This is a genomic window from Streptomyces sp. NBC_01092, from assembly GCF_045039535.1.
In the GTDB taxonomy this organism is placed as follows: Bacteria; Actinomycetota; Actinomycetes; order Streptomycetales; family Streptomycetaceae; genus Streptomyces.
The window spans coordinates 739280-759134 of the sequence record NZ_CP108659.1; the positions used below are offsets into that span (position 1 = coordinate 739280).

Genomic DNA, 19855 nt, shown 5'->3' on the forward strand with positions numbered 1-19855 from the left:
GTATGCGCCTGCCTGCACCTGCCTGCGCCAGGGGCTCGGAAGGGCGGGGATCGCTTCGCCACGGGGGTCAGCCGACGGGTACGAAGAGCGCCGGGAGGGTGCGCTGCATGCGCAGTGCGTCCACCGACTCGGCGAGCAGTTCGTACTCGGTGGTTTCGTCGCTCACGGCGATCCGGACCAGGCGTCCGGCCGCCAACTCGTCGGCGACCAGCTCCTGTTGTCCGACGTCGCCACACCACTTGCGCAGTACGGCGGGGACGTCGGGCACGGTGTCGGCGACCGGGACGAGCGCACTGGGTGGGAAGTGCTCCGCCTCCGGTCGCGGGTCTAATCGCTCGGCCATCCAGGACGCCCGGTCGCGCAGCCACCACAGGGCCAGCGCCAGGGTGGGTGCCCGGTAGGTTCCCAGGGGTACCCCGATGCGCCGCCCGCCGCAGACGCCGTAGGCGGTGACATGGCAAAGGAACTCGTCGTGCACGCAAGCCTCCCCCGTGGTGCCGTGTTCGCCTCTCGGCGGACCTCGCTTTCCGTGCGGCTCGTGAGCGGTGCGTAAGGGCGCCGTCGCCCCATGTGAAGCGCCCACGTAGTTGAGTATGTTCACTACTGAAACACTGTCACCACGACTTTCCGGCCACTCTCCTGGCATATTCACAGCATTCGTTGGCCGAAATGCGGCGGGTACACGTCAAGTCGGCCTCACCGGCGGGGCATTACCTCGGGCGTAATCGAGCTTTCCGGCACGGGCGGGCATCGTGGCGGTACCGGGTCACCGAGACCGGGATCCGGTTCCTGAGCAGCATCGACGACCTCGTGGAGGCTGATCCGCCATGCCCGCGCACACCGACCGTTACGGACACGCCGTCGCCCTCTACTTCGCGGCCTGGAACACCCGCGAGCCCGACGCCCTGGCCCGGGCGGTCGCCACGGCGTGGAGCCCGCAGGGCGGATACACCGACCCTCTCGCCGAGGTCCGCGGACACGAGGGGATCGTGGCCGTCATCTCGGCGGCGCACGCGAAATTCCCCGGCTTCGTCTTCCGGCTCAACAGCTCCGTCGAGGGCCACCACGACACGGCCCGCTTCTCCTGGGAGCTCGTGAACGAAGCCGCCGGCTCGGCGCCGGTGGCCGGGTCCGATGTGATCACGCTGGATACCGAGGGGCGGATCACGGCCGTGCTCGGCTTCCTGGACCGGCTTCCGGCCGGGGCGTGAGGTCCGCGATGAGTTTCCGCGCTCGCGGCGGTCTTCACCACACGACCACCGCGAGCGGAGGAACCACCATGACCACGACCGCCAAGCTGGACGAGGAGTTCACGGCCGTCCTGCGCAAGAGTCCGAACGAGGGCGGCTGGACCTATCTCGTCTGGCCGAGGAGCGTCGACTTCTTCGGCACCCGCGGGCTCATCAAGGTCCGCGGCACGATCGACGGACACCCCTTCCGCAGTTCGTTCATGGCCCTGGGCGACGGCACGCACAAGCTGCCGGTGAAGGCCGACATCCGCAAGGCCATCGGCAAGACGGAGGGCGACACGGTCACCGTCCGCCTGGAGGAGCGGATCAGCTCCTAGCGGCTTCCCGGTAGCGCCGGGGCGCGACGCCGACCGCCCGCTTGAAGGCGTTGCTGAAGGCACTTTCGGAGGTGTAGCCGACGGAACGGGCGAGCGCCGCGACCGGGGCCGTGTCCTGCCTGAGGGCGCGGGCGGCCAGGCTCATGCGCCAGTTCAGCAGATACGTCAGGGGCGGCACCCCGGCCGCCTCCTTGAACCGTACGGCGAAGGTGGTCCGGGACATCGCGGCCGCCCGGGCGAGCTCCTCCAGCTGCCACGGGTGGCTCGGATCGCCGTGCATCAGGCGCAGGGCAGGGGCGAGTCGTTCGTCGGCCAGGGCGCGCAGCCAGCCCGGCGGCAGCCCCTCCGACTCGACGAGGCAGACCCGCAGCACCTGTACGAACATCAGCTGGGCCAGGTGGTCGGAGGCGAAGTCGACCCCGGCCCGGCGTGTCTTCACCTCCTCGGCCAACTGCCCGATCAGCCAGCGCAGCGCCGAGGCCTCGGCCGCGTCGGACCGTACGTGGATCAGCTCCGGCAGTGCCCGGCGCAGCAGTTCGCCGCTGTCCCGGCTCAGGTCGATGTGCCCGGAGACGCAGACGACGTCCTCGTCCGTGCCGGCACCGAGCCGCGCCGTCCGGGTGACGGGGTCCACGGTGACGTCGGCGGAGTCCAGCGGTTCGACGCCGAGCTCACTGCACAGGACATACGGCCGGCGCCCGTCGGAGACCACCACGTCCCCCTCGGACAGCTTCAACGGCTCGCCGCCTTCCTCGCGGACCAGCAGACAGCTGCCCCGCACCACGGCCACCACCTTCAGCTTGTCGCGCCCGCGCAGCCGGATCGCCCAGGTGCCGCCGGCGGTGAAGCCACCGGAGAGCACGCTGCGGGCATCGGCGACGGCGAGGGCCTCGGACAGCGGATCTGCGGTCATGCTCGAACTATCACGCAAGTAATGCGGATTCTCAAGTATTCATCGTACGGAACCGCGTCCTTACGGTGGTCTGGTCGGCTCACGTTGAGGAGATACGCACCATGACCACCGCACAGCACCCCCTGCCCTCCGGCTTCGGCGCCGCGTCCACCGCCGAGGAGGTGATCAAGGGGGTCGACCTGACCGGCAAGGTCGCGATCGTCACCGGCGGTTATTCCGGCATCGGCCTGGAGACGGCCCGGGTGCTGCGCTCGGCCGGCGCCGAGGTCGTCGTACCGGCGCGGGACCTGGAGCGGGCACGGGCCGCGCTGACGGACGTGCCCGGGGCCGAGGTCGAGTACCTGGACCTGCTGGACCCGGCGTCGATCGACGCCTTCGCGGAGAAGTTCCTGGCCTCCGGGCGTCCGCTGCACATCCTGGTCAACAGCGCCGGGATCATGGCGACCCCGCTGACGCGGGACGCGCGCGGGTACGAGGCGCAGTTCGCCACCAACCATCTGGGGCACTTCCAGCTGGTCGCCCGGCTGTGGCCCGCGCTGGTCGCGGCCGACGGGGCGCGGGTCGTGGCCGTGTCCTCGCGGGGCATCCGCTTCGGCAACGTCGACTTCGACGACCTGCACTTCGAGCACCGGCCCTACGAGCCCTTCGTCGCCTACGGCCAGTCCAAGACGGCCAACGCGCTCTTCGCCGTGGAACTGGACCGGCGCGGGCGGCCCCAGGGGGTGCGAGCCTTCTCCGTGCACCCCGGCACGATCATCGAGACCGGCCTCGCCAAGCACGTCTCCGCGGAGGTCGTCCGGGCGGCCGGTGTCCTCGACGAGCAGGGGCGGCCCGTACGGGACCCGTCCCGCCAGCTGAAGACGGTGGAGCAGGGAGCCGCCTCCAGCGTCTGGTGCGCCACCAGCCCGCAGCTGGCCGCACTGGGCGGGGTCTACTGCGAGAACTGCGACGTCAGCCCCCTGGTGGCCGACACCGACGAGGCCGGGTGGCGCGCCGGAGCGGAGACGCCGGGCGTGCTGTCCTACGCCGTGGACCCAGAGGCGGCGGCCCGCCTCTGGGAGGTCAGCGAGCGCCTTACGGCTTGAGAATCGCCTCGATGCGGGCCAGCTCGTCGGCGTCGAAGTCCAGGTTGCGGATGGCCGCGACACTGTCCTCGATCTGCTGCGGGCTGCTCGCACCGACGAGCGCCGAGGTCACCCGGCCGCCGCGCAGGACCCAGGCGAGAGCCAGCTGGGCCAGGGTCTGGCTGCGGGACTTGGCGATCTCGTCGAGGGCGCGCAGCTTGCCGATCAGGTCGTCGGTGATCGCGTCGACGTTCAGAAACGGGCTGCCGCTCGCGGCCCGCGAGTCCTTCGGGATGCCGTCGAGGTAGCGGGAGGTCAGCTGGCCCTGCGCCAGCGGGGAGTAGACGATCGAGCCGACCTGGAGCTCGTCCAGGGCGTCGAGGAGTCCCTCCTCCTCGGGGCGGCGGTTCAGCATCGAGTAGGCGGGCTGGTGGATGAGCAGCGGGGTGCCCAGCTCACCCAGGATGCGGGCGGCCTCGCGGGTCTGCTCGGGCGAGTAGTTGGAGACGCCGGCGTACAGCGCCTTGCCCTGCTGCACCGCCGAGTGCAGGGCGCCCATCGTCTCCTCCAGCGGAGTCTCCGGGTCGGGGCGGTGCGAGTAGAAGATGTCGACGTAGTCCAGGCCCATCCGCTTCAGGCTCTGGTCGAGCGAGGACAGCACGTACTTGCGCGAGCCCCACTCGCCGTACGGGCCGGGCCACATCAGATAGCCGGCCTTGGTGGAGATGATCATCTCGTCGCGGTACGGCGCGAAGTCCGCCTTCAGCGCCTCGCCGAACGCCGACTCGGCGGCGCCGGGCGGCGGGCCGTAGTTGTTGGCCAGGTCGAAGTGAGTGACGCCGAGGTCGAAGGCGCGGCGCAGGATGGCCCGCTGGGTCTCGACCGGGCGGTCCGGACCGAAGTTGTGCCACAGTCCGAGGGACAGCGCGGGGAGCTTGAGGCCGCTGCGTCCGGTGCGCCGGTAGGGCATGTCCGCGTAGCGGTCGGTGTGTGCGGTGTACAACGCGACTCCAGAGGGGTTGGCACACGAAGGACGGCTCCGAAGAGCCGGTAATCCAGTCGCCGTCCATGCTGTCGCGACCTGCGGGCAGTGGTCCAACAGGTAAATCAGATGGGATTCAGCGGCTAGGCTGCTCAATCATGGAACTGCGCCATCTCCAGCACTTCGTGGCGGTCGCCGAGGACCAGCACTTCACCCGGGCGGCCGAGCGACTGCTGGTGTCCCAGTCCGGCCTGTCGGCGTCGATCCGGGCTCTGGAGCGGGAGTTGCAGACCCCGCTGTTCGTGCGCACGACCCGGCGGGTGACGCTCACTCCGGCCGGCCGCGCCCTGCTGTGCGAGGCGGAGCGGATCCTGGCGCAGGTGCGGGCCGCCCACGAGGCGGTCGCCGCGGTGCAGGGCGTGCTGCGCGGGATGCTGGCGCTCGGGTCCGAGCAGTGCATCGCCGGGGTGCATGTGGCGGGGCTGCTCGCGGCCTTCCGGCGGGAGCATCCGGACGTGGAGATCTGTCTGCGGCAGGCGGGCTCGGGCGCGCTGGCGGAGGAGGTCGCGGCCGGACGCCTGGATCTGGCCTTCGCGGTGCGGACGGCGCAGGAGGACACCGACCAGTTGCGTGTCGTACCGCTGACCAGCGAGCCCATGACCGTCCTGTGCCACCCGAGCCACCGCCTCGCCGTCGCCGGGGCCGCGGTCACTCCGGGGGATCTGGGCGGGGAGGTCTTCGTCGACTTCCATCCGGACTGGGGGCCGCGCCGCGCCACCGACGCGGTGTTCGCCGCCGCGGGCGTACGGCGGACCGTGTCCCTGGAGGTCAACGACGTGCACAGCCTGCTGGACCTGGTGGACGAGGACCTCGGCATCGCCGTCGTACCGCGCCACTTCCGGCACAAGCGGCCGTCCCTGACCGCCCTGCCGGTGAAGGGCACGGGCGAGACCGTCTACGAGACGGTCGCCCTGCTGCCGCCCGCGCAGGCCACGAGCCCGGCGGCCCGGGCCCTGATGGCGCTGCTGGAAACGGAAGGCGCGTGACGGACGGCTGAAGGGGCGCGTGCGGGACGGCTTTGCGCGATGGTGGAGCCATGCATGCGAAGGACATCCTCATCGACGGGTACAACCGCATCCAGGAAGAAGTCCACGCCGCCGTCGAGGGCCTAGGCCCGGACGAGCTCAGCGCCCGCCCCTCCCCCGACGCCAACTCCGTCGCCTGGCTGATCTGGCATCTCACCCGGGTCCAGGACGATCACCTCGCCGACGCCTTCGACCTCGACCAGGTGTGGCTGACGCAGGACTACCAGAAGACCTTCGGCCTCGATCTGCCCCGCCACGACACGGGCTACGGCCACACCCCGGCGAAGGTCGCCAAGGTCCGGGTCGACTCCGGCGACCTGCTGACCCGCTACTACGACGCCGTGCACACCCAGACCCTCGGGGCCCTGCGCGAGGTCGCCGCCAAGGACCTGGAGCGGATCGTGGACGAACGCTGGGATCCACCGGTGACCCTGGGCGTACGGCTGGTCAGCGTCCTGTCCGACGATCTCCAGCACGTCGGACAGGCCGCCTATGTGCGGGGGCTGCTACCGAACCTGTAGCCCCGCGGGCCGTCTCAGAGCGCGGCCGCGTAGCCCGGCAGAACGACGTCCTCGATGAGGGCCTTGCGCTCGTCGAACGGGATGAAGGCGCTCTTCAGGGCGTTCACCGTGACCGTGCGCAGGTCCTCCACCGTCCAGCCGGCCTCCTCGACCAGCAGCGACATCTCCCGGGTCATCGTCGTCCCCGACACCAGACGGTTGTCGGTGTTGAGGGTGACCCGGAAGCCGAGGTCCTTCAGCGCGGTGATCGGGTGCCCGGATATGGAGGTGGCGGCGCCGGTCTGGAGGTTGGACGTCGGGCACATCTCCAGGGCGATACGGCGGTCGCGGACCCAGCCCGCCAGGCGGCCGAGCTTGCCGTCCACGATGTCGTCGGTGATGCGCACGCCGTGACCGATGCGCTGGGCGCCGCAGATCTGGAGCGACTGGTGGATGCTGGACAGGCCGTCGGCCTCACCGGCGTGGATGGTGAAGGGCACGCTCTCGCGACGCAGGTGCTCGAAGGCGTCGAGGTGGTCGGCGGCCGGGAAGCCGGCCTCGGCGCCGGCGATGTCGAAGCCCACCACACCCGCGTCCCGGAAGGCCACGGCGAGGTCCGCCGCCTCGCGCACCCGGTCGAACATCCGCATCCCGCACAGCAGGGTGCCGACGCGCACCGGAGTGCCGGCGGCCGCGGCCTTCGCCATACCGGCGGCGAGGCCCTCCTGTACGGTCTCGACGACCTCGGCCATGGTCAGCTCGCCGTTGGTGTTCAGCTCCGGGGCGTAGCGCACCTCGCCGTAGACGACCCCGTCCGCGGCCAGGTCGAGCACGTACTCCTCGGCGGTGCGCAGCAGGCCCTCGCGGGTCTGCATCACGGCGAGGGTGTGCTCGAAGGTGGCGATGTAGCGGACCAGGTCTCCGGAGTTCGCGGCCTCGAAGTACCAGGCGGCGAGCTCGTCGGGGTCGGTGGTCGGCAGGGTGTGGCCGACCTCGGCCGCGAGCTCCACCAGGGTCGCGGGGCGCAGGCCGCCGTCGAGGTGGTCGTGCAGGACGGCCTTGGGGAGGCGGCGGATCACGTCTGTGTCTACGCGCGTAGCATTCATGGTGCGGTCTCTCTTTGAGCGGGGCGGTTCGAAGCGGCGAAGGGAGCGTTCAGTCCGCGGGCTGGAGCAGGTCCCAGCGGTTGCCGTACAGGTCCTGGAAGACGGCGACCGAGCCGTACGGCTCATGCCGGGGCTCCTCCAGGAAGGTCACGCCGGCGGCGAGCATCCGGGCGTGGTCGCGGGCGAAGTCGTCGGTGTGCAGGAAGAACCCGACGCGCCCGCCGGTCTGGTCGCCGACCCGGGCACCCTGCTCGTCCCCCTTGGCGCGGGCCAGCAGCAGTGCGGTGCCCTGGTCGCCGGGCTGAACGACGACCCAGCGGGAGCCGTCCGGGCGCGGGGCGTCCTCGGCGAGCCGGAAGCCGAGGGCTTCGGTGTAGAAGCGGATCGCCTCGTCGTAGTCGTCGACGACGAGGGTGACCAGGGCGATGCGTCTCATCGGGGCCTTCCGGGAGGTTCGATTGACGGGAGAGGTTATACGTAAAACCTAGTCGGCGCCAGTCATACCCGGGACCTTCGCCCTACGCCTCTCGCCCGAGGTGCGAAAGGCGGCCGACGACTAGCGTTTCCGGGCATGACGATCATGGATGAGCCGCGCAGCCCGGAGCGTCGCAAGCGGGACGTGCTGGACCGGCTGGAACGGGAGACGGACGTCTGGGTGGCCTCGGCGGACAGTGACGGGGTGCCCTGTCTGGTCGCGCTGTGGTTCGTCTGGGACGGCGAGGCGCTCTGGATGGCCACGCGTCCGGGCAACCCCACGGGCCGCAATCTGCGCGCCGGCCGCCTGACCCGGCTGACCTTCGGGGACACGCGTGACGTCGTCCTCATCGACGGCGAGGTGGACGTCCACACCGACGACGAGGTGCCGGTCGCGGCCGCCGAGGCGTTCCGCGCGAAGACGGGCTGGGATCCACGCGCGGACTCCGCGGCGTACTCCTACTACCAGGTACGTCCCGTGGCGGTGCAGGCATGGCATGAGGTGCACGAGCTGCCTGGGCGGCATCTGATGCGAAGCGGAACGTGGCTTGTCTGAACAACTTCCATTGCGTACGTCCCCGCGCCATCCAATTCCCGCACGAGTGTTACCTGAGAGTAATCCCTGATGGTTTGATGTGCGGCGCCCCTCAACCCCCTTCGATCACAGGGAGATCCAGTGACGCTCCTCGCACACCGCCGTGCACAGGGCTCGGCCGTGCTAGCGCTCTCGCTCGCCACCGCCGGTCTCGTGGGCTCGGCGCCCACCGCGTCCGCCGCCGAGCAGACGCCGCCGCTCAAGGTGCTGACGTACAACGTCTTCCTGTTCAGCAAGGCTCTGTACCCGAACTGGGGCCAGGACCACCGGGCCACCGAGATCGCCAAGGCGCCGTTCGTGCAGGGCAACGACGTGGTCGTCCTCCAGGAGGCGTTCGACAACTCTTCCTCGGACGCGCTGAAGAGCTCGCTCGCCGGCCGGTACCCGTACCAGACCCCGGTCGTCGGGCGCGCCAAGAGCGGCTGGGACGCCACCGGTGGGGCGTACTCGGCGACGACGCCGGAGGACGGCGGGGTCACGATCCTCAGCAAGTGGCCGATCGTGCGCAAGGAGCAGTGGGTCTACAAGGACGCGTGCGGCGCGGACTGGTGGTCCAACAAGGGCTTCGCCTACGTCGTGCTGAACGTGAACGGCACCAAGGTGCACGTCGTCGGCACGCACGCCCAGTCGACGGACCCGGGCTGCGATGCGGGCGAGGCGGCCGCCATGCGCAGCCGGCAGTTCAAGACGATCGACGCGTTCCTGGACGCCAAGAACATCCCGGGATACGAGCAGGTGCTGCTCGCCGGTGACCTGAACGTCGACTCGCGCACGCCCGAGTACGCCTCGATGCTCGCCGACGCCGGGCTGGTGGGGGCCGACGCGCGCACCGGGCACCCGTACTCCTTCGACACGCAGGACAACTCCATAGCCCGCGACCGCTACCCCGACGACCCGCGAGAGGACCTGGACTACGTCCTGCACCGCGCGGGCCACGCCCGTCCCACGGTGTGGAAGAACGACGTCGTCAAGGAGCAGAGCGCGCCCTGGACGGTGACGAGCTGGGGCACCGACTACACGTACACGAACCTGTCCGACCACTACCCGGTGACCGGGTACACGGGCTGAGTGATGCCGGCGGTCCGGCTCAACCGGCCTGTTCCCGGGCCGCGTTGAGCCGGGCCGGCTCGTCGCCGGTCAGGCGTACGGCTCCCGCGGCCACGTTCTCGATCAGGTGGCCGGGGTTGCCGGTGCCGGGGATGGCGAGCACGTGCGGGCCCTGGTGCAGGGTCCAGGCGATGCGCACCTGGGCGGGGCTCACGCCGTGCGCCCGCGCCACGGCGCGCACCTCGTCGTCGTGGGCGGCGGTCGCGCCCCCTTCCCCCGCGTCCCCGGCGACCGCATAGAACGGCACGAAGGCGATGCCCTGCTCGCCGCACAGGCGCAGCAGTTCGTCGGCCTCGGAGTCGGGCCGGTCGAGCGCGTACCGGTTCTGTACGCACACCACGGGCGCGATGGCCTGCGCCTCGGCGAGATGCCGTGGCTCCACGGCCGAGATGCCGAGGTGCCGGATCAGACCGGCCTGGCGCAGTTCGGCCAGCGCCCCGAAGTGCTCGGCGATGGAGTCCTGCCGCATCCGGCGCAGATAGACGACGTCCAGGTGGTCGCGGCCGAGCTGGCGCAGGTTCTCCTCGACGTGGCCGCGCAGTTGGTCGGGGCGGGCGGAGGTGCCCCACTCCCCGTCGTAGCCGCGGAAGGGGCCCACCTTGGTGGCGATGACCAGGTCGTCGGGGTACGGCGCCAGCGCGGTGTTGATCAGTTCGTTGGCGGAGCGGGTGGCGGAGAAGTAGAAGGCCGCCGTGTCGATGTGGGTGACGCCGAGCTCGATCGCCTTGCGCAGTACGGCGATCGAGCGCTCACGGTCGCTCGGCGTCCCGTGGTGGAAGGCGGCGCTGCCCGTGAGCCGCATCGCGCCGAGGCCGACGCGGCGCACGGGCAGGTCGCCGAGTTCCCAGGTGCCCGCGGCGTCCGCGGTGATCGTTTCCGAGGTCATCGGCGGAGTCTCGCACACGCCCCGGGCACGCGGGGGCGTCAGCAGTAGAGGTTGCCGCCCGGGGAGACGCCGAGGACCGAGGTGAACCGGTTGTAGGCGTCGACGCGGCTCTGCACCTGGGCCGGGTTCTTGCCGTCGCACTCCAGCGAGCCGTTGATGGAGCGGATCGTCTGGCCGAAGCCGGCCTGGTTCACCATGGCGTTGTGGGGGGTCATGGTGCCGGGGCCGGTCTGGGTGTTCCAGTACCACAGGCCGGTCTTCCAGGCGACGGCCGACTCGTTCTGCACCCGCCAGGGGTTGCCCAGCAGGTCGATGCCGAGGGCGTCGCCGGCGGCCTTGTAATTGAAGTTCCAGCTGAGCTGGATGGGGCCGCGGCCGTAGTAGGCGTCCTGGCCCGCGGGGCAGCCGTAGGGCTGGCTGCGGTCGCAGTAGTGGGGGTAGTTGGCGGTGTTCTGCTCGACGATGTGGACGAGTCCGCCGGTCTCGTGGTTGACGTTGGCGAGGAAGGCCGCGGCCTCCTGCTTCTTCACGGTGTCGCTGCCGGTGTTCGCGAAGCCGGGGTAGGCGCTCAGCGCGTCGGTGAGGCCGCTGTACGTGTAGAAGGGATTCCGGTTCGGGAACATCTGGTTGAACTGGGCCTCGCTGACGACGAACCCGGCGGCGGACGCGCTCGGGGCCGGCTGGAGCACCAGTGCGGCGCTGCCCAGGGCGAGTGCGGAGACAAGTGCGGCTATACGGCGCCTCGACACAGGATCAACTCCTTTGCGGAGCACGGCCGCACCCCTACAAGGGCTGGGGACATCAGCACCCTTGTGCGCACGCACCGACGGTGTCGGTCACGGCGTGGGGGCGGCCGTGGTGGGGGGTGTGGTCACACACTCAACCGCTTTGGTCTGTACCAGTCAAGGGTGTAGACCAGACAAGGTATAGACCAACCAACGTGCCCGATTCGTCCGGTAGTCGAGGAGGTGCCGGATCAGCGCGCCGCCCGCCCCGCGTACGCGCGGACATCGGCGTCGGGGTCGTCGACCGCGGTGGCCAGCGCCGTACGGGCGTCGTCGTGCGCGCGGTGCCGCAGGAGTCCGAGCACCGCGGCCTTGCGCACATCGGCGTCGGTGTCGCGCAGCAGTCCGGCGAGGGCGGGAACGCCGTTCTGCGCCGCCGCCCCGCCGAAGGCCTTCGCGGCACCCGCGCGGACCTGCCAGGCCGGGTCGGTGAGTGCCTCGGTCACGGTGACGAGGAGTGCGTCCGGGACTCCGAGGACACCCAGGGCTTCCAGGGACGCGGCACGGACCAGGGCGTCGGGGTCGTGGATCAGGCCGTCCAGAGCGGACGGCAGCGCCCCCACGATGCGCGGGGCCAGGGCCGCGAACCCGCGTGCCACGGCGACCCGTACTTCTCGCGCCGGGTCACCGGACGCCTCGGACAGTGCCTCGACCGCGTCCACCGAGACCAGGGCGCGCACGGCGGCCAGGCGTACGTCGATGTCCGGGGCGGCCAGGTGCCCGGCGAACAGTGCCGCGTCCCCCAGGCGCAGGGCACGCAGCACGTCCAGGGCCGCGGCGCGTGCCGTCGGGTCCGCGGCGGTCAGGGCGGACAGCAGCGGGGCGCGCAACTCCGGCTCCGCGGGCAGGACTTCGGCCAGCTCACGCAGGGAGTCGGCGGCCGCGGCACGCACTTGCCCGTCGCCGTCGCGCAGGGCGTGGGCCAGCGCGGGGCCCGCGCCCGGAGGTGCCGTCTCCGTCAGTGCCGACACGGCGCCGAGTCGTACGGCGGGGTCCGGGTCCTTCAGGTAGGGCTCCAGGGCCTGGAGGTCGGGTTCCTCCTCGGTGAGCGCGACGAGTTCGAGGAGCCGTTCCCGGGAGGTCTCCGAGGCGCGATGGGTCGTACCGGTGGCCGGGGCGGCCTCGCCCGGTTGCCCGGTGGTCGCCGCCGGGGCCACTTCCGCGCGTCCCGCCGTCGCCGTCGGCAGGGGGTGCACCTCCCCCAGGTCCCGGGACGGGCCGCCGGTGGGGGTGAACTCGGGTACGGGGACGAGGTACGGGTCGACGGGGCGGGCCGTGAACTCCATGGCCCCAGACGCGCCCTTGCGCAGGTCGAGATGGTGCAGCCAGGCCGTGTCGTCCCGCAGCGGGTGGTCGAGGCGCTCGTGGTAGAGGCCCCAGCGGGACTCGGTGCGGGCGAGGGAGGAACGGGCCGCCATCTCCGCGCAGTCGCGGATGAACGTGACCTCGGCGCAGCGCATCAGCTCGTGCGGCGTGCCCGCTCCCATGTCCGCGATCTCGTCCCGCATCCGCTCGAAGTGCTCCAGCGCGAGCGAGAGCCGGGCGCCGCTCTTGGGCGGAGCGACGTAGTCGTTGACGAAGCGGCGCAGCTTGTACTCGACCTGCGGCTGGGGCGGACCGGTGGGGTTGCGCAGCGGCCGGTAGATCAGCTCGTGGGCCTCGGCCAGCTGGTCGCGCGGCAACTCGCCCTCGTACGCGGTGTACTGTGCCGCGTCCTCGCCCGCGAGGTCACCGAAGACGAACGCCCCGATCATGTAGTTGTGCGGCACGCAGGCCAGGTCGCCCGCCGCGTACAGGCGCGGCACGGTCGTACGGGCGTGGTCGTCGACCCGCACCCCGGAGGCGGAGTGGCCGCCGCACAGGCCGATCTCGGAGATGTGCATCTCCACGTCGTGGGTGCGGTAGTCGTGGCCGCGTCCGGAGTGGAAGGTGCCGCGGGTGGGACGCTCGGTGGAGTGCAGGATGGACTCCAGGGCCGAGACCGACTCCTCGGGCAGATGGCTGAGCTTGAGATAGACCGGGCCGCGGTCGGAGGCGACCTCGGCGGCGAACTCCGCCATCATCTGCCCGGACCAGTAGTCGGAGTCGACGAACCGCTGCCCGTGCCGGTTGACCTGGTAGCCGCCGAACGGGTTGGCGACGTACGCGCAGGCCGGGCCGTTGTAGTCCTTGATGAGCGGGTTGATCTGGAAGCACTCGATGCCGGTGAGCTCGGCGCCCGCGTGGTACGCCATCGCGTAGCCGTCGCCCGCGTTGGTCGGGTTCTCGTACGTGCCGTACAGATAGCCGCTCGCGGGCAGCCCGAGCCGGCCGCAGGCGCCGGTCGCGAGGATCACGGCGCCCGCCCGTACGGTCACGAAGGCGCCGGTGCGGGTGTTGAAGGCGGCGGCGCCGACCGCACGGCCGTCGGCGGTCAGAACCCGCACCGGCATCAGCCGGTTCTCGATCCGGACCTTCTCGCGCACCTCCCGCCTGCGCAGCTGTCGGTAGAGGACCTTCTTGACGTCCTTGCCCTCGGGCATGGGCAGCACGTACGAGCCCGAGCGGTGCACCTGGCGGACCGCGTACTCGCCGTGCTCGTCCTTCTCGAACTTGACCCCGTACGACTCCAGCCGCTGCACCATCTCGAAACCCCGCACAGCCGTCTGACGGACCGTCGACTGATCGACGATGCCGTCGTTGGCACGGGTGATCTCGGCGACGTAGTCGTCGGGTTCGGCGCGGCCGGGAATGACGGCGTTGTTGACGCCGTCCATGCCCATGGCCAGCGCTCCGGAGTGCCGCACGTGCGCCTTCTCCAGCAGCAGCACGGACGCACCGCGCCCGGCGGCGGTCAGCGCGGCCATGGTGCCGGCGGTGCCGCCGCCGATCACGAGGACGTCGCAGCTCAGCTCCTCGGCGGAGTCGAGGGCGGGGATCTGCGTCAGGGGGGCGGGCGTCATGGCGGGGTGCCTTTCAGGACGACGTGCGGGGCCGAGGGGCTCGCGGGGGACGTGCGAGTCCGGGCAGGCTCAAGGCGTCGGGGAACCGAGGGAGTCGAGGATGTCGCGGCGCAGCGCCACGGTCGCGGGGTCGTCGCGAGCTCCGCGGTCGCGAGGCCGTGGCACCGGCCGGACCCCGGTGAGGCCGCCCGCTCCGAGCAGCGTCACCCGGTCGCCGAGGAAGAGGGCCTCGTCCACGTCATGGGTGACGAAGACGACGGTGGCGCCGGTCCCGTGCAGGGCTTCCACCAGCAACTGCTGCATGCCGGCCCGGGTCTGGGCGTCCAGTGCACCGAACGGTTCGTCCATGAGGACCGCGCGCGGCTGCCCGGCGAGCGCGCGCGAGCTGGACGCGCTGGCGTTGTCCGCCGGAGAGCCGGTGCGGCAACTGCCCTTCCAGACCGGCCAGTCCGACCCGGTCCAGCCACTCCTGCGCCCGGGCCCTGCGTTCGGTGCGGCCGATTCCCCGGATGGCCAGGGGCAGTTCGACGTTGGCGCGGGCCGTGCGCCACGGCAGCAGGGCGTCCTCCTGGAAGATCAGCGCCCGGTCGGCGCCGGGGCCCGTGATGGGCCGCCCGTCCTGGGTGACGTGTCCGGCGAGCGCGGGCAGCAGCCCGGCCAGGGTCCGCAGCAGCGTCGACTTGCCGCACCCGGACGGGCCGACGACGGTCAGGATCTCGCCGGGGGCGGCTTCGAGGTCCAGTCCGTGCAGGACGGCGGCGCCCGGGCGGCCGAGCTGCGCCCCGGTGACGCCGAGCCGTGCGCCGGAGGGCGGCCGGTCGGTCCGCGAGGCGGTGGTCGCGAGGTCCGTTTCCGTGCTCATGACGTGGCACTCCCCTCGCGCCGCGGCAGCCAGTGCGTGAGCCTGCGTCCCAGGACCTCCACCAGGGTGGACGTCAGCCAGCCCAGCAGGCCGATGCTGACGATGCCGGTGAAGACGCCCGGGTAGTCGATGACCGTGTAGTCCTGCCAGGTGCGGTAGCCGATCCCGTACTCGCCGGAGATCATCTCCGCGGAGATCACGCAGATCCACGAGACGCCGATCCCGACCGACAGCCCGCCGAAGATCCCCGGCAGCGCGCCGGGCAGCACCACGGAGGCGAGCACCCGTCCGCGTCCGCCGCCCATGGTGAGCACCGCCTCCTCCCACACCGGCGCGAGCGCGCGCACCGCGTGCCGGGTGGCGACCAGCACCGGGAAGAACGCGGCGGTGAAGGTGATGAAGACGATGCCCTGCTCGTTGCTGGGGAACAGCAGGATCGCCACCGGTACCAGGGCGATGGCCGGGACGGGCCGCAGCACCTCCAGGACCGGCCCGATCAGGTCCGCGGCCCAGCGGGAACGGCCGACGGCCACGCCCGCCGCGACGCCGAGCACCGCCGCGAGCAGGAACCCGGTGACGATCCGGCGCAGGCTGTCGGTCACGTCCTGCCAGTACGCCCCGTCGCCGAGCCGCTCCCCGAACTCGCGGGCCACGTCGGTGACGGACGGGAACTGGTCGAACCGCAGCCACAGTTGGACGTCGAGCGTGGTGAGCAGCTGCCACAGTCCGAGTGCCGCAAGCAGCGACAGGACGCGTACGACGGGCCGCAGCCAGTGGGTGCGCCGCGGCGGCACCGGCTGCGGCGACGCCTTCCCCGGCGGGGCGGTCAGCGCGGTCATGACGCCTGCTCCAGGGCGGCGGCGTAGGACACGGTACGGGCGCCGGGGTGGGCCTGGGTGTACGCGCCGGCGGCGGAGGCAGTGACGAAGGGGCTCAGTTCCTCGCCGTCGCGCACCCAGACCGCCTTGTCGGCGTACCAGCGGGTGCCGGTGGTGGCGTCCGGGACGTAGGCGGCCCGTACCTGCTCCTTGTGCCCGGCGACGAACTCCAGCAGCGCGGCGGGCGAGTCGAAGGCCCGGGTGCGGTCCTCGCCCTTGAGCCAGACCTCGTCGCGCGAGGGCTCGGGCGCGGCGGCGAGGTGCTCGGCGTACTCGGCGCCGTACACCCGCTTCAGCGGGCCGTCGTCGACGAAAGCGTCCACGTCGACGTCACCCACGAGTTTCGCCGACCGCAGCACCGGAACGTCCTTCTTCAGCGCGGCGACCAGCTCGGGCTTGACGGCCGGGTCGAAGGTGGCGATGCCGCCGCTGCCGTTGTAGAGGTAGACCACCTCGGGCGGCAGGCCGGTGGCGTCGGCGACCTTCTCGGCGGCCTGCACGGGGTGTTCGTTCAGGTACCGCGTGGCCTCGATCTGCGCGGTGAGGAAGGCGTCGAGCACCTTGGGCCGCTGCTCGGCGAAGTCCTGACGGACCGTCACTCCGTGGAAGGTCGGCAGGTTCAGCTCGCCGCCGTCGTACAGGGCCTTCGCCCTGCCCTGGAAGGCGAGCAGTCCGGGCCAGGCCACGAACTGCGAGAGGGCGTCGGCGCTGCCCGCCTGGAGCGCCGAAGCGCCCACCGACGGCTGCTGGTTGAGCTTGCGGATGTCCTCGTTCGGGTCCAGGCCGGCCTGCTGGAGCGCCCGTACGAGGGTCCCGTCGGCCGCCGATCCGATGCTGGTGGACACGGTTTTGCCCTTGAGATCCTTCAGCGAGCCGAGTTTCGACTGGGGCGCCGTCACCACGGTGTTGAGGGCGCCGCGCAGGTTGTAGCCGGTCACCGACACCAGGCGGGTGGGGCGGTTCAGCTGTTTGCCGCGGGCGGCGTTGAGGAGCAGCGGGAAGTCGCCCATGGATCCGATGTCGATCTTCCCCGCGGTCATCTGCGCGGTGATGGGCGCGCCCGTGGCGTAGTCCTGCCACTCGACCTTGTAGGTGATGCCGTCGCGCTTGCCCTGGGCGTTGAGTTCGCGTTCGAAGTAGCCGAGGGAGCGCAGCAGGGTGCCGGCGGTGACGGTGTTGATGGTCTTGGACTGGTATCCGACGGTGACGGTGACGTGGGTGGCGTCGCCGGCCGACGCGTCGCCGCCGCAGCCGGTGACGAGAGTGCTGACCAGGGCTGCCGCGAGCAGTGCGGCAGGAGTGGTGCGTTTCATCGCGAGAGGGCCTTTCACCGCAGCAGGTAGGGCATGTTGACCGTGACGGCCCCGGTGGGGCAGCGGGCGGCGCAGGGGCCGCAGTACCAGCACTCGTCGACGTGCATGTACGCCTTGCCGCTGTCGGGGTTGATCGCCAACGAGTCCAGCGGACACATGTCGACACAGAGCGTGCAGCCGTCGATGCACTTCGACTCGTCGACGGTCACGGGCACGTCGGCCCGCTGGGGCACCAAGGGCATGGCTGTCTCCAGTGAGGTACTGCGAGGGGTGAAGGAACCGCTTCGTGGATGGCGCGTCTTCAGAGGGAGCGGCGCAGCAGCCCGCTCATCGCGATCCGGTCCCCGCGGAACCGGATGAACTCCAGGTCCACGGGCCTGCCGTCGCACAGGTGGGTGAGGCGCTCCAGCATCAGCACGGCGGCGCCGCGCGGCGCCTGGAGCACGGTGGCGGAGTGCGCGTCGGCGTTGACGGCCTCCAGGGTGATCTCCGCGTGCCCGAGCGGCTGCCCGGTGATCTGCTCCAGCAGCCGGAAGACGTCGGTGTTCTCCAGGTCGGCGCCGATGAGCTCGCCGCCGATGTCCAGGGGCAGATAGGTGAGGTCGAGGGAGAGCGGAAGCCCGTTGAGCCGGCGGAGCCGCTCGACGTAGAGGACGTCGGTGCCGGTGGGCAGCCGCAGTCGCTCGGCCACGGGTGCGGGCGCCGGGACGGGCCCCATGGTGCGTACCTCGTTGCTGACCCGGCCGTGTTCCCGCAGGGTTTCCGCGAGTCCCATCAGCCGGTCGAGGCCGTGCGGGTACTTCTCGGCGACGACGACGGTGCCGACGCCGGGCAGCCGCTCTACGAGCTTTTCGGCGCGCAGCAGGTCCAGGGCGTGCCGGACGGTGTTGCGCGAGACCTGGTAGTCGGCGGCGAGCGCGTCCTCGTGGGGCAGCGCGCCGCTGGGGAATCCTCCGGTGAGGACCAGGTGCCGCAGCAGGTCCGCGAGCTGGCGCGCCCGGTCCGCACGCAGCCGTCGGCGGCGTGCGGCGGCGAGCGGCGCGGTGTGCTCGCGGGTTCGTTCGGCTGGCATGCGGTGACCATACCGACGGTGCCGTCTCCATGGTGTTACTGCATCATTGCGCCACCTGAGTACCCTTCACCAGGGCGCTGACCTGCGGCTTCCCGGACAACGGAGCCACTCTCGCCACCACGCCCGGTCACTCTCGCCACCACGCCCGGCCGCGGCGTTCACCCGCCGGCGAGTTCCTGACGCCGACGCTCCAGGTACGCGCGCTCGGCCGGGTTCTGCGACAGCTCGATGGCGCGTTCGTACGCCTGCTCAGCCTCGGTGTCGCGGCCGAGGCGGCGCAGCAGATCGGCACGGACGGCGTGGAGGACGTGGTACCCGTCGAGGTCCAGCGCGTCCACGAGGTCGAGGGCCGGGGCTGGGCCTTCGGTCTCGGCCACGGCGACCGCCCTGTTGAGGGCCACGACCGGGTTGGGGGCGAGGGCCATGAGGTGGTCGTAGAGCTGCCGGATCTGGCCCCAGTCCGTGGCCTGCGGAGCCGGTGCGTCGCTGTGCACGGCCTGGATCGCGGCCTGGAGTTGGTACGGTCCCGGCCTGTCCCGGCGCAGGCACCGCCGGACGAGCGCCTGTCCCTCGGCGATCAGCGCGGGGTCCCAGCGGGCGCGGTCCTGTTCCGGCAGCGGTACGAGTGCGCCGTGTTCGTCCTGCCGGGCGCGTCTGCGGGACTCGACGAGGAGCATCAGCGCGAGCAGCCCGGTGACCTCGGGCTCGTCAGGCATGAGTTCGGCGAGGAGCCGGCCGAGCCGTACGGCCTCCGTGCACAGGTCCGCCTCACCGTCGTAGCCCTGGTTGAAGATCAGGTAGACGACGGCCAGCACCCCGGTGAGCCGGTCCGGCAGGTCGGCGTCGCGCGGCACTCGGTAGGGGATCCCGGCGTTGCGGATCTTCGCCTTGGCCCTGACCAGGCGCTGGGCCATGGTCGGTTCGGGCACCAGGAAGGCTCGCGCGATCTGTGCGGTGGTGAGTCCGCCGAGCAGGCGCAGGGTCAGGGCGACCCGGGCCTGGACGGCGAGGGCGGGGTGGCAGCAGGTGAAGACGAGCCGGAGCCGTTCGTCGTGCACGGGGCCCTCCTCGCGTGGTGCGTCGGCGGCGTGCACCAGGGCCGCCTGGGCGTGGCGTGCGTCCCGGCCGGCCTCGCGGCGCAGCCGGTCGACGGCACGGTTGCGGGCGGTGGTGATGATCCAGCCGGCCGGGCTCGGCGGGACGCCGGTCTCCGGCCAGCGCCGCAGGGCCGTGGTGAACGCGTCCTGCACCGCCTCCTCGGCGAGGTCGATGTCGCCGAGGAAGCGGACGAGGACGGCGACCGCGCGCCCGTACTCCGCGCGGAAGACGGCCTCGACGTCCGGGAGCGTCATGAATCCTCGGCTTCGCCCATGAACGGCCGCACCTCGATCGGCAGGGTCGTCGCCAGAGCCAGCTTGCGGCCCCACTCCAGGGCCGCGTCCAGGTCGGGCGCCTTGATGAGGCTGATGCCGCCGAGCATCTCCTTGCCCTCGGCGTACGGGCCGTCGGTGACCAGGACGTCGCCGTCGCGGGGCCGCAGCACGGTGGAGGACTCCGGGCCGTGCAGTCCCCCGGCGAACACCCAGGCGCCCGCCTCGCGCAGCTCCCGGTTCAGGGCGTCGAGGTTCTTCCCGATCCCGGCGAGGACCTCCGGGGCCGGGCGCTCCCCCACCGGCTGCATCACATTGAGCAGGTAGTACTTCATGACGGCCTCCTCGGGCTTC

At 71.4% G+C, this 19855-nt stretch carries 21 protein-coding genes and 1 pseudogene; 7 read left to right on the plus strand and 15 right to left on the minus strand.

Going from position 1 to position 19855, the window contains the following annotated elements; genetic code table 11:
* Positions 1 to 67: 67 nt before the first annotated feature.
* Positions 68 to 478, minus strand: a complete 411-nt coding sequence (locus tag OG254_RS03080; protein WP_405577032.1) for a hypothetical protein — start codon at positions 476 to 478, stop codon at positions 68 to 70.
* A gap of 349 nt (positions 479 to 827) precedes the next feature.
* Here OG254_RS03080 and OG254_RS03085 point away from each other — a divergent pair, with 349 nt between their 5' ends.
* Together OG254_RS03085 and OG254_RS03090 are read left to right on the plus strand one after the other, a co-directional pair.
* On the plus strand, positions 828 to 1211 hold the full coding sequence (locus OG254_RS03085) for a nuclear transport factor 2 family protein (RefSeq protein ID WP_405577033.1): 384 nt from the start codon (positions 828 to 830) through the stop codon (positions 1209 to 1211).
* Between the two features lie 68 nt (positions 1212 to 1279).
* Entirely contained in the window at positions 1280 to 1567 is a 288-nt protein-coding gene (locus OG254_RS03090; RefSeq protein WP_405577034.1) for a DUF1905 domain-containing protein, read from the plus strand.
* On the opposite strand, the gene OG254_RS03095 is transcribed toward OG254_RS03090, so the two are convergent.
* The gene (locus tag OG254_RS03095; protein WP_405577035.1) at positions 1557 to 2480 is read right to left on the minus strand and encodes an AraC family transcriptional regulator; all 924 of its coding nucleotides are present in this window, start codon (positions 2478 to 2480) and stop codon (positions 1557 to 1559) included. The two genes, OG254_RS03090 and OG254_RS03095, sit on opposite strands and share 11 nt — an antisense overlap.
* A 101-nt stretch (positions 2481 to 2581) precedes the next feature.
* Here OG254_RS03095 and OG254_RS03100 point away from each other — a divergent pair, with 101 nt between their 5' ends.
* Positions 2582 to 3565 (plus strand): oxidoreductase, encoded by a 984-nt coding sequence (locus tag OG254_RS03100; protein WP_405577036.1) that lies wholly within the window; start codon positions 2582 to 2584, stop codon positions 3563 to 3565.
* Here the strand turns inward: OG254_RS03100 and mgrA are convergent.
* Positions 3555 to 4547 carry an L-glyceraldehyde 3-phosphate reductase gene (mgrA, locus tag OG254_RS03105; protein ID WP_405577037.1) on the minus strand — a complete coding sequence of 331 codons (993 nt, stop codon included), beginning with the start codon at positions 4545 to 4547 and terminating at the stop codon, positions 3555 to 3557. The two genes, OG254_RS03100 and mgrA, sit on opposite strands and share 11 nt — an antisense overlap.
* A 137-nt stretch (positions 4548 to 4684) precedes the next feature.
* On the opposite strand from mgrA, the gene OG254_RS03110 reads away from it, so the two are divergent.
* Both OG254_RS03110 and OG254_RS03115 read left to right on the plus strand, forming a co-directional pair.
* Entirely contained in the window at positions 4685 to 5572 is an 888-nt protein-coding gene (locus OG254_RS03110; RefSeq protein ID WP_405577038.1) for a LysR substrate-binding domain-containing protein, read from the plus strand.
* Between the two features lie 50 nt (positions 5573 to 5622).
* The gene (locus OG254_RS03115) at positions 5623 to 6132 is read left to right on the plus strand and encodes a mycothiol transferase (RefSeq protein WP_351185924.1); all 510 of its coding nucleotides are present in this window, start codon (positions 5623 to 5625) and stop codon (positions 6130 to 6132) included.
* A gap of 14 nt (positions 6133 to 6146) precedes the next feature.
* Here OG254_RS03115 and OG254_RS03120 read toward each other — a convergent pair whose 3' ends face one another.
* Positions 6147 to 7217: an adenosine deaminase gene (locus tag OG254_RS03120; protein WP_405577039.1), complete on the minus strand. Its 1071-nt coding sequence runs from the start codon at positions 7215 to 7217 to the stop codon at positions 6147 to 6149.
* Between the two features lie 49 nt (positions 7218 to 7266).
* Positions 7267 to 7653, minus strand: coding sequence for a VOC family protein (locus tag OG254_RS03125; RefSeq protein WP_351185919.1), 387 nt, complete (start codon positions 7651 to 7653; stop codon positions 7267 to 7269).
* A gap of 135 nt (positions 7654 to 7788) precedes the next feature.
* On the opposite strand from OG254_RS03125, the gene OG254_RS03130 reads away from it, so the two are divergent.
* Positions 7789 to 8247, plus strand: a complete 459-nt coding sequence (locus tag OG254_RS03130) for a pyridoxamine 5'-phosphate oxidase family protein (protein ID WP_405577040.1) — start codon at positions 7789 to 7791, stop codon at positions 8245 to 8247.
* Positions 8248 to 8367: 120 nt separating this feature from the next.
* The gene (gene sph / locus OG254_RS03135; RefSeq protein ID WP_405577041.1) at positions 8368 to 9354 is read left to right on the plus strand and encodes a sphingomyelin phosphodiesterase; all 987 of its coding nucleotides are present in this window, start codon (positions 8368 to 8370) and stop codon (positions 9352 to 9354) included.
* Between the two features lie 19 nt (positions 9355 to 9373).
* On the opposite strand, the gene OG254_RS03140 is transcribed toward sph, so the two are convergent.
* The 10 genes and pseudogenes from OG254_RS03140 to OG254_RS03185 all read right to left on the minus strand — a co-directional run bounded on the left by OG254_RS03140 (position 9374) and on the right by OG254_RS03185 (position 19836).
* Entirely contained in the window at positions 9374 to 10279 is a 906-nt protein-coding gene (locus OG254_RS03140) for an aldo/keto reductase (RefSeq protein ID WP_405577042.1), read from the minus strand.
* A 38-nt stretch (positions 10280 to 10317) separates the two neighbouring features.
* On the minus strand, positions 10318 to 11028 hold the full coding sequence (locus tag OG254_RS03145) for a chitinase (RefSeq protein ID WP_147994642.1): 711 nt from the start codon (positions 11026 to 11028) through the stop codon (positions 10318 to 10320).
* A gap of 227 nt (positions 11029 to 11255) precedes the next feature.
* A complete protein-coding gene (locus OG254_RS03150) occupies positions 11256 to 14006 on the minus strand; it encodes a fumarate reductase/succinate dehydrogenase flavoprotein subunit (RefSeq protein WP_405577043.1) in 2751 nt (916 codons plus the stop codon).
* 69 nt (positions 14007 to 14075) lie between these two features.
* Positions 14076 to 14868 (minus strand): annotated as a pseudogene (locus OG254_RS03155) (ABC transporter ATP-binding protein).
* Positions 14865 to 15707 carry an ABC transporter permease gene (locus OG254_RS03160; RefSeq protein ID WP_405577044.1) on the minus strand — a complete coding sequence of 281 codons (843 nt, stop codon included), beginning with the start codon at positions 15705 to 15707 and terminating at the stop codon, positions 14865 to 14867. Before OG254_RS03160 ends, OG254_RS03155 begins: the two are co-directional and overlap by 4 nt.
* On the minus strand, positions 15704 to 17059 hold the full coding sequence (locus tag OG254_RS03165) for an ABC transporter substrate-binding protein (protein ID WP_405577045.1): 1356 nt from the start codon (positions 17057 to 17059) through the stop codon (positions 15704 to 15706). Before OG254_RS03165 ends, OG254_RS03160 begins: the two co-directional genes overlap by 4 nt.
* 14 nt (positions 17060 to 17073) lie before the next feature.
* The gene (locus OG254_RS03170) at positions 17074 to 17301 is read right to left on the minus strand and encodes a ferredoxin family protein (protein WP_031480193.1); all 228 of its coding nucleotides are present in this window, start codon (positions 17299 to 17301) and stop codon (positions 17074 to 17076) included.
* Positions 17302 to 17360: 59 nt separating this feature from the next.
* A complete protein-coding gene (locus OG254_RS03175) occupies positions 17361 to 18131 on the minus strand; it encodes a GntR family transcriptional regulator (RefSeq protein WP_405577046.1) in 771 nt (256 codons plus the stop codon).
* 158 nt (positions 18132 to 18289) lie between these two features.
* Complete coding sequence (locus OG254_RS03180; RefSeq protein ID WP_405577047.1) at positions 18290 to 19483, minus strand: RNA polymerase sigma factor; 1194 nt, start codon at positions 19481 to 19483, stop codon at positions 18290 to 18292.
* Complete coding sequence (locus tag OG254_RS03185) at positions 19480 to 19836, minus strand: YciI family protein (protein ID WP_405577048.1); 357 nt, start codon at positions 19834 to 19836, stop codon at positions 19480 to 19482. The genes OG254_RS03180 and OG254_RS03185 overlap by 4 nt, the downstream gene beginning before the upstream one ends.
* Positions 19837 to 19855: the final 19 nt, after the last annotated feature.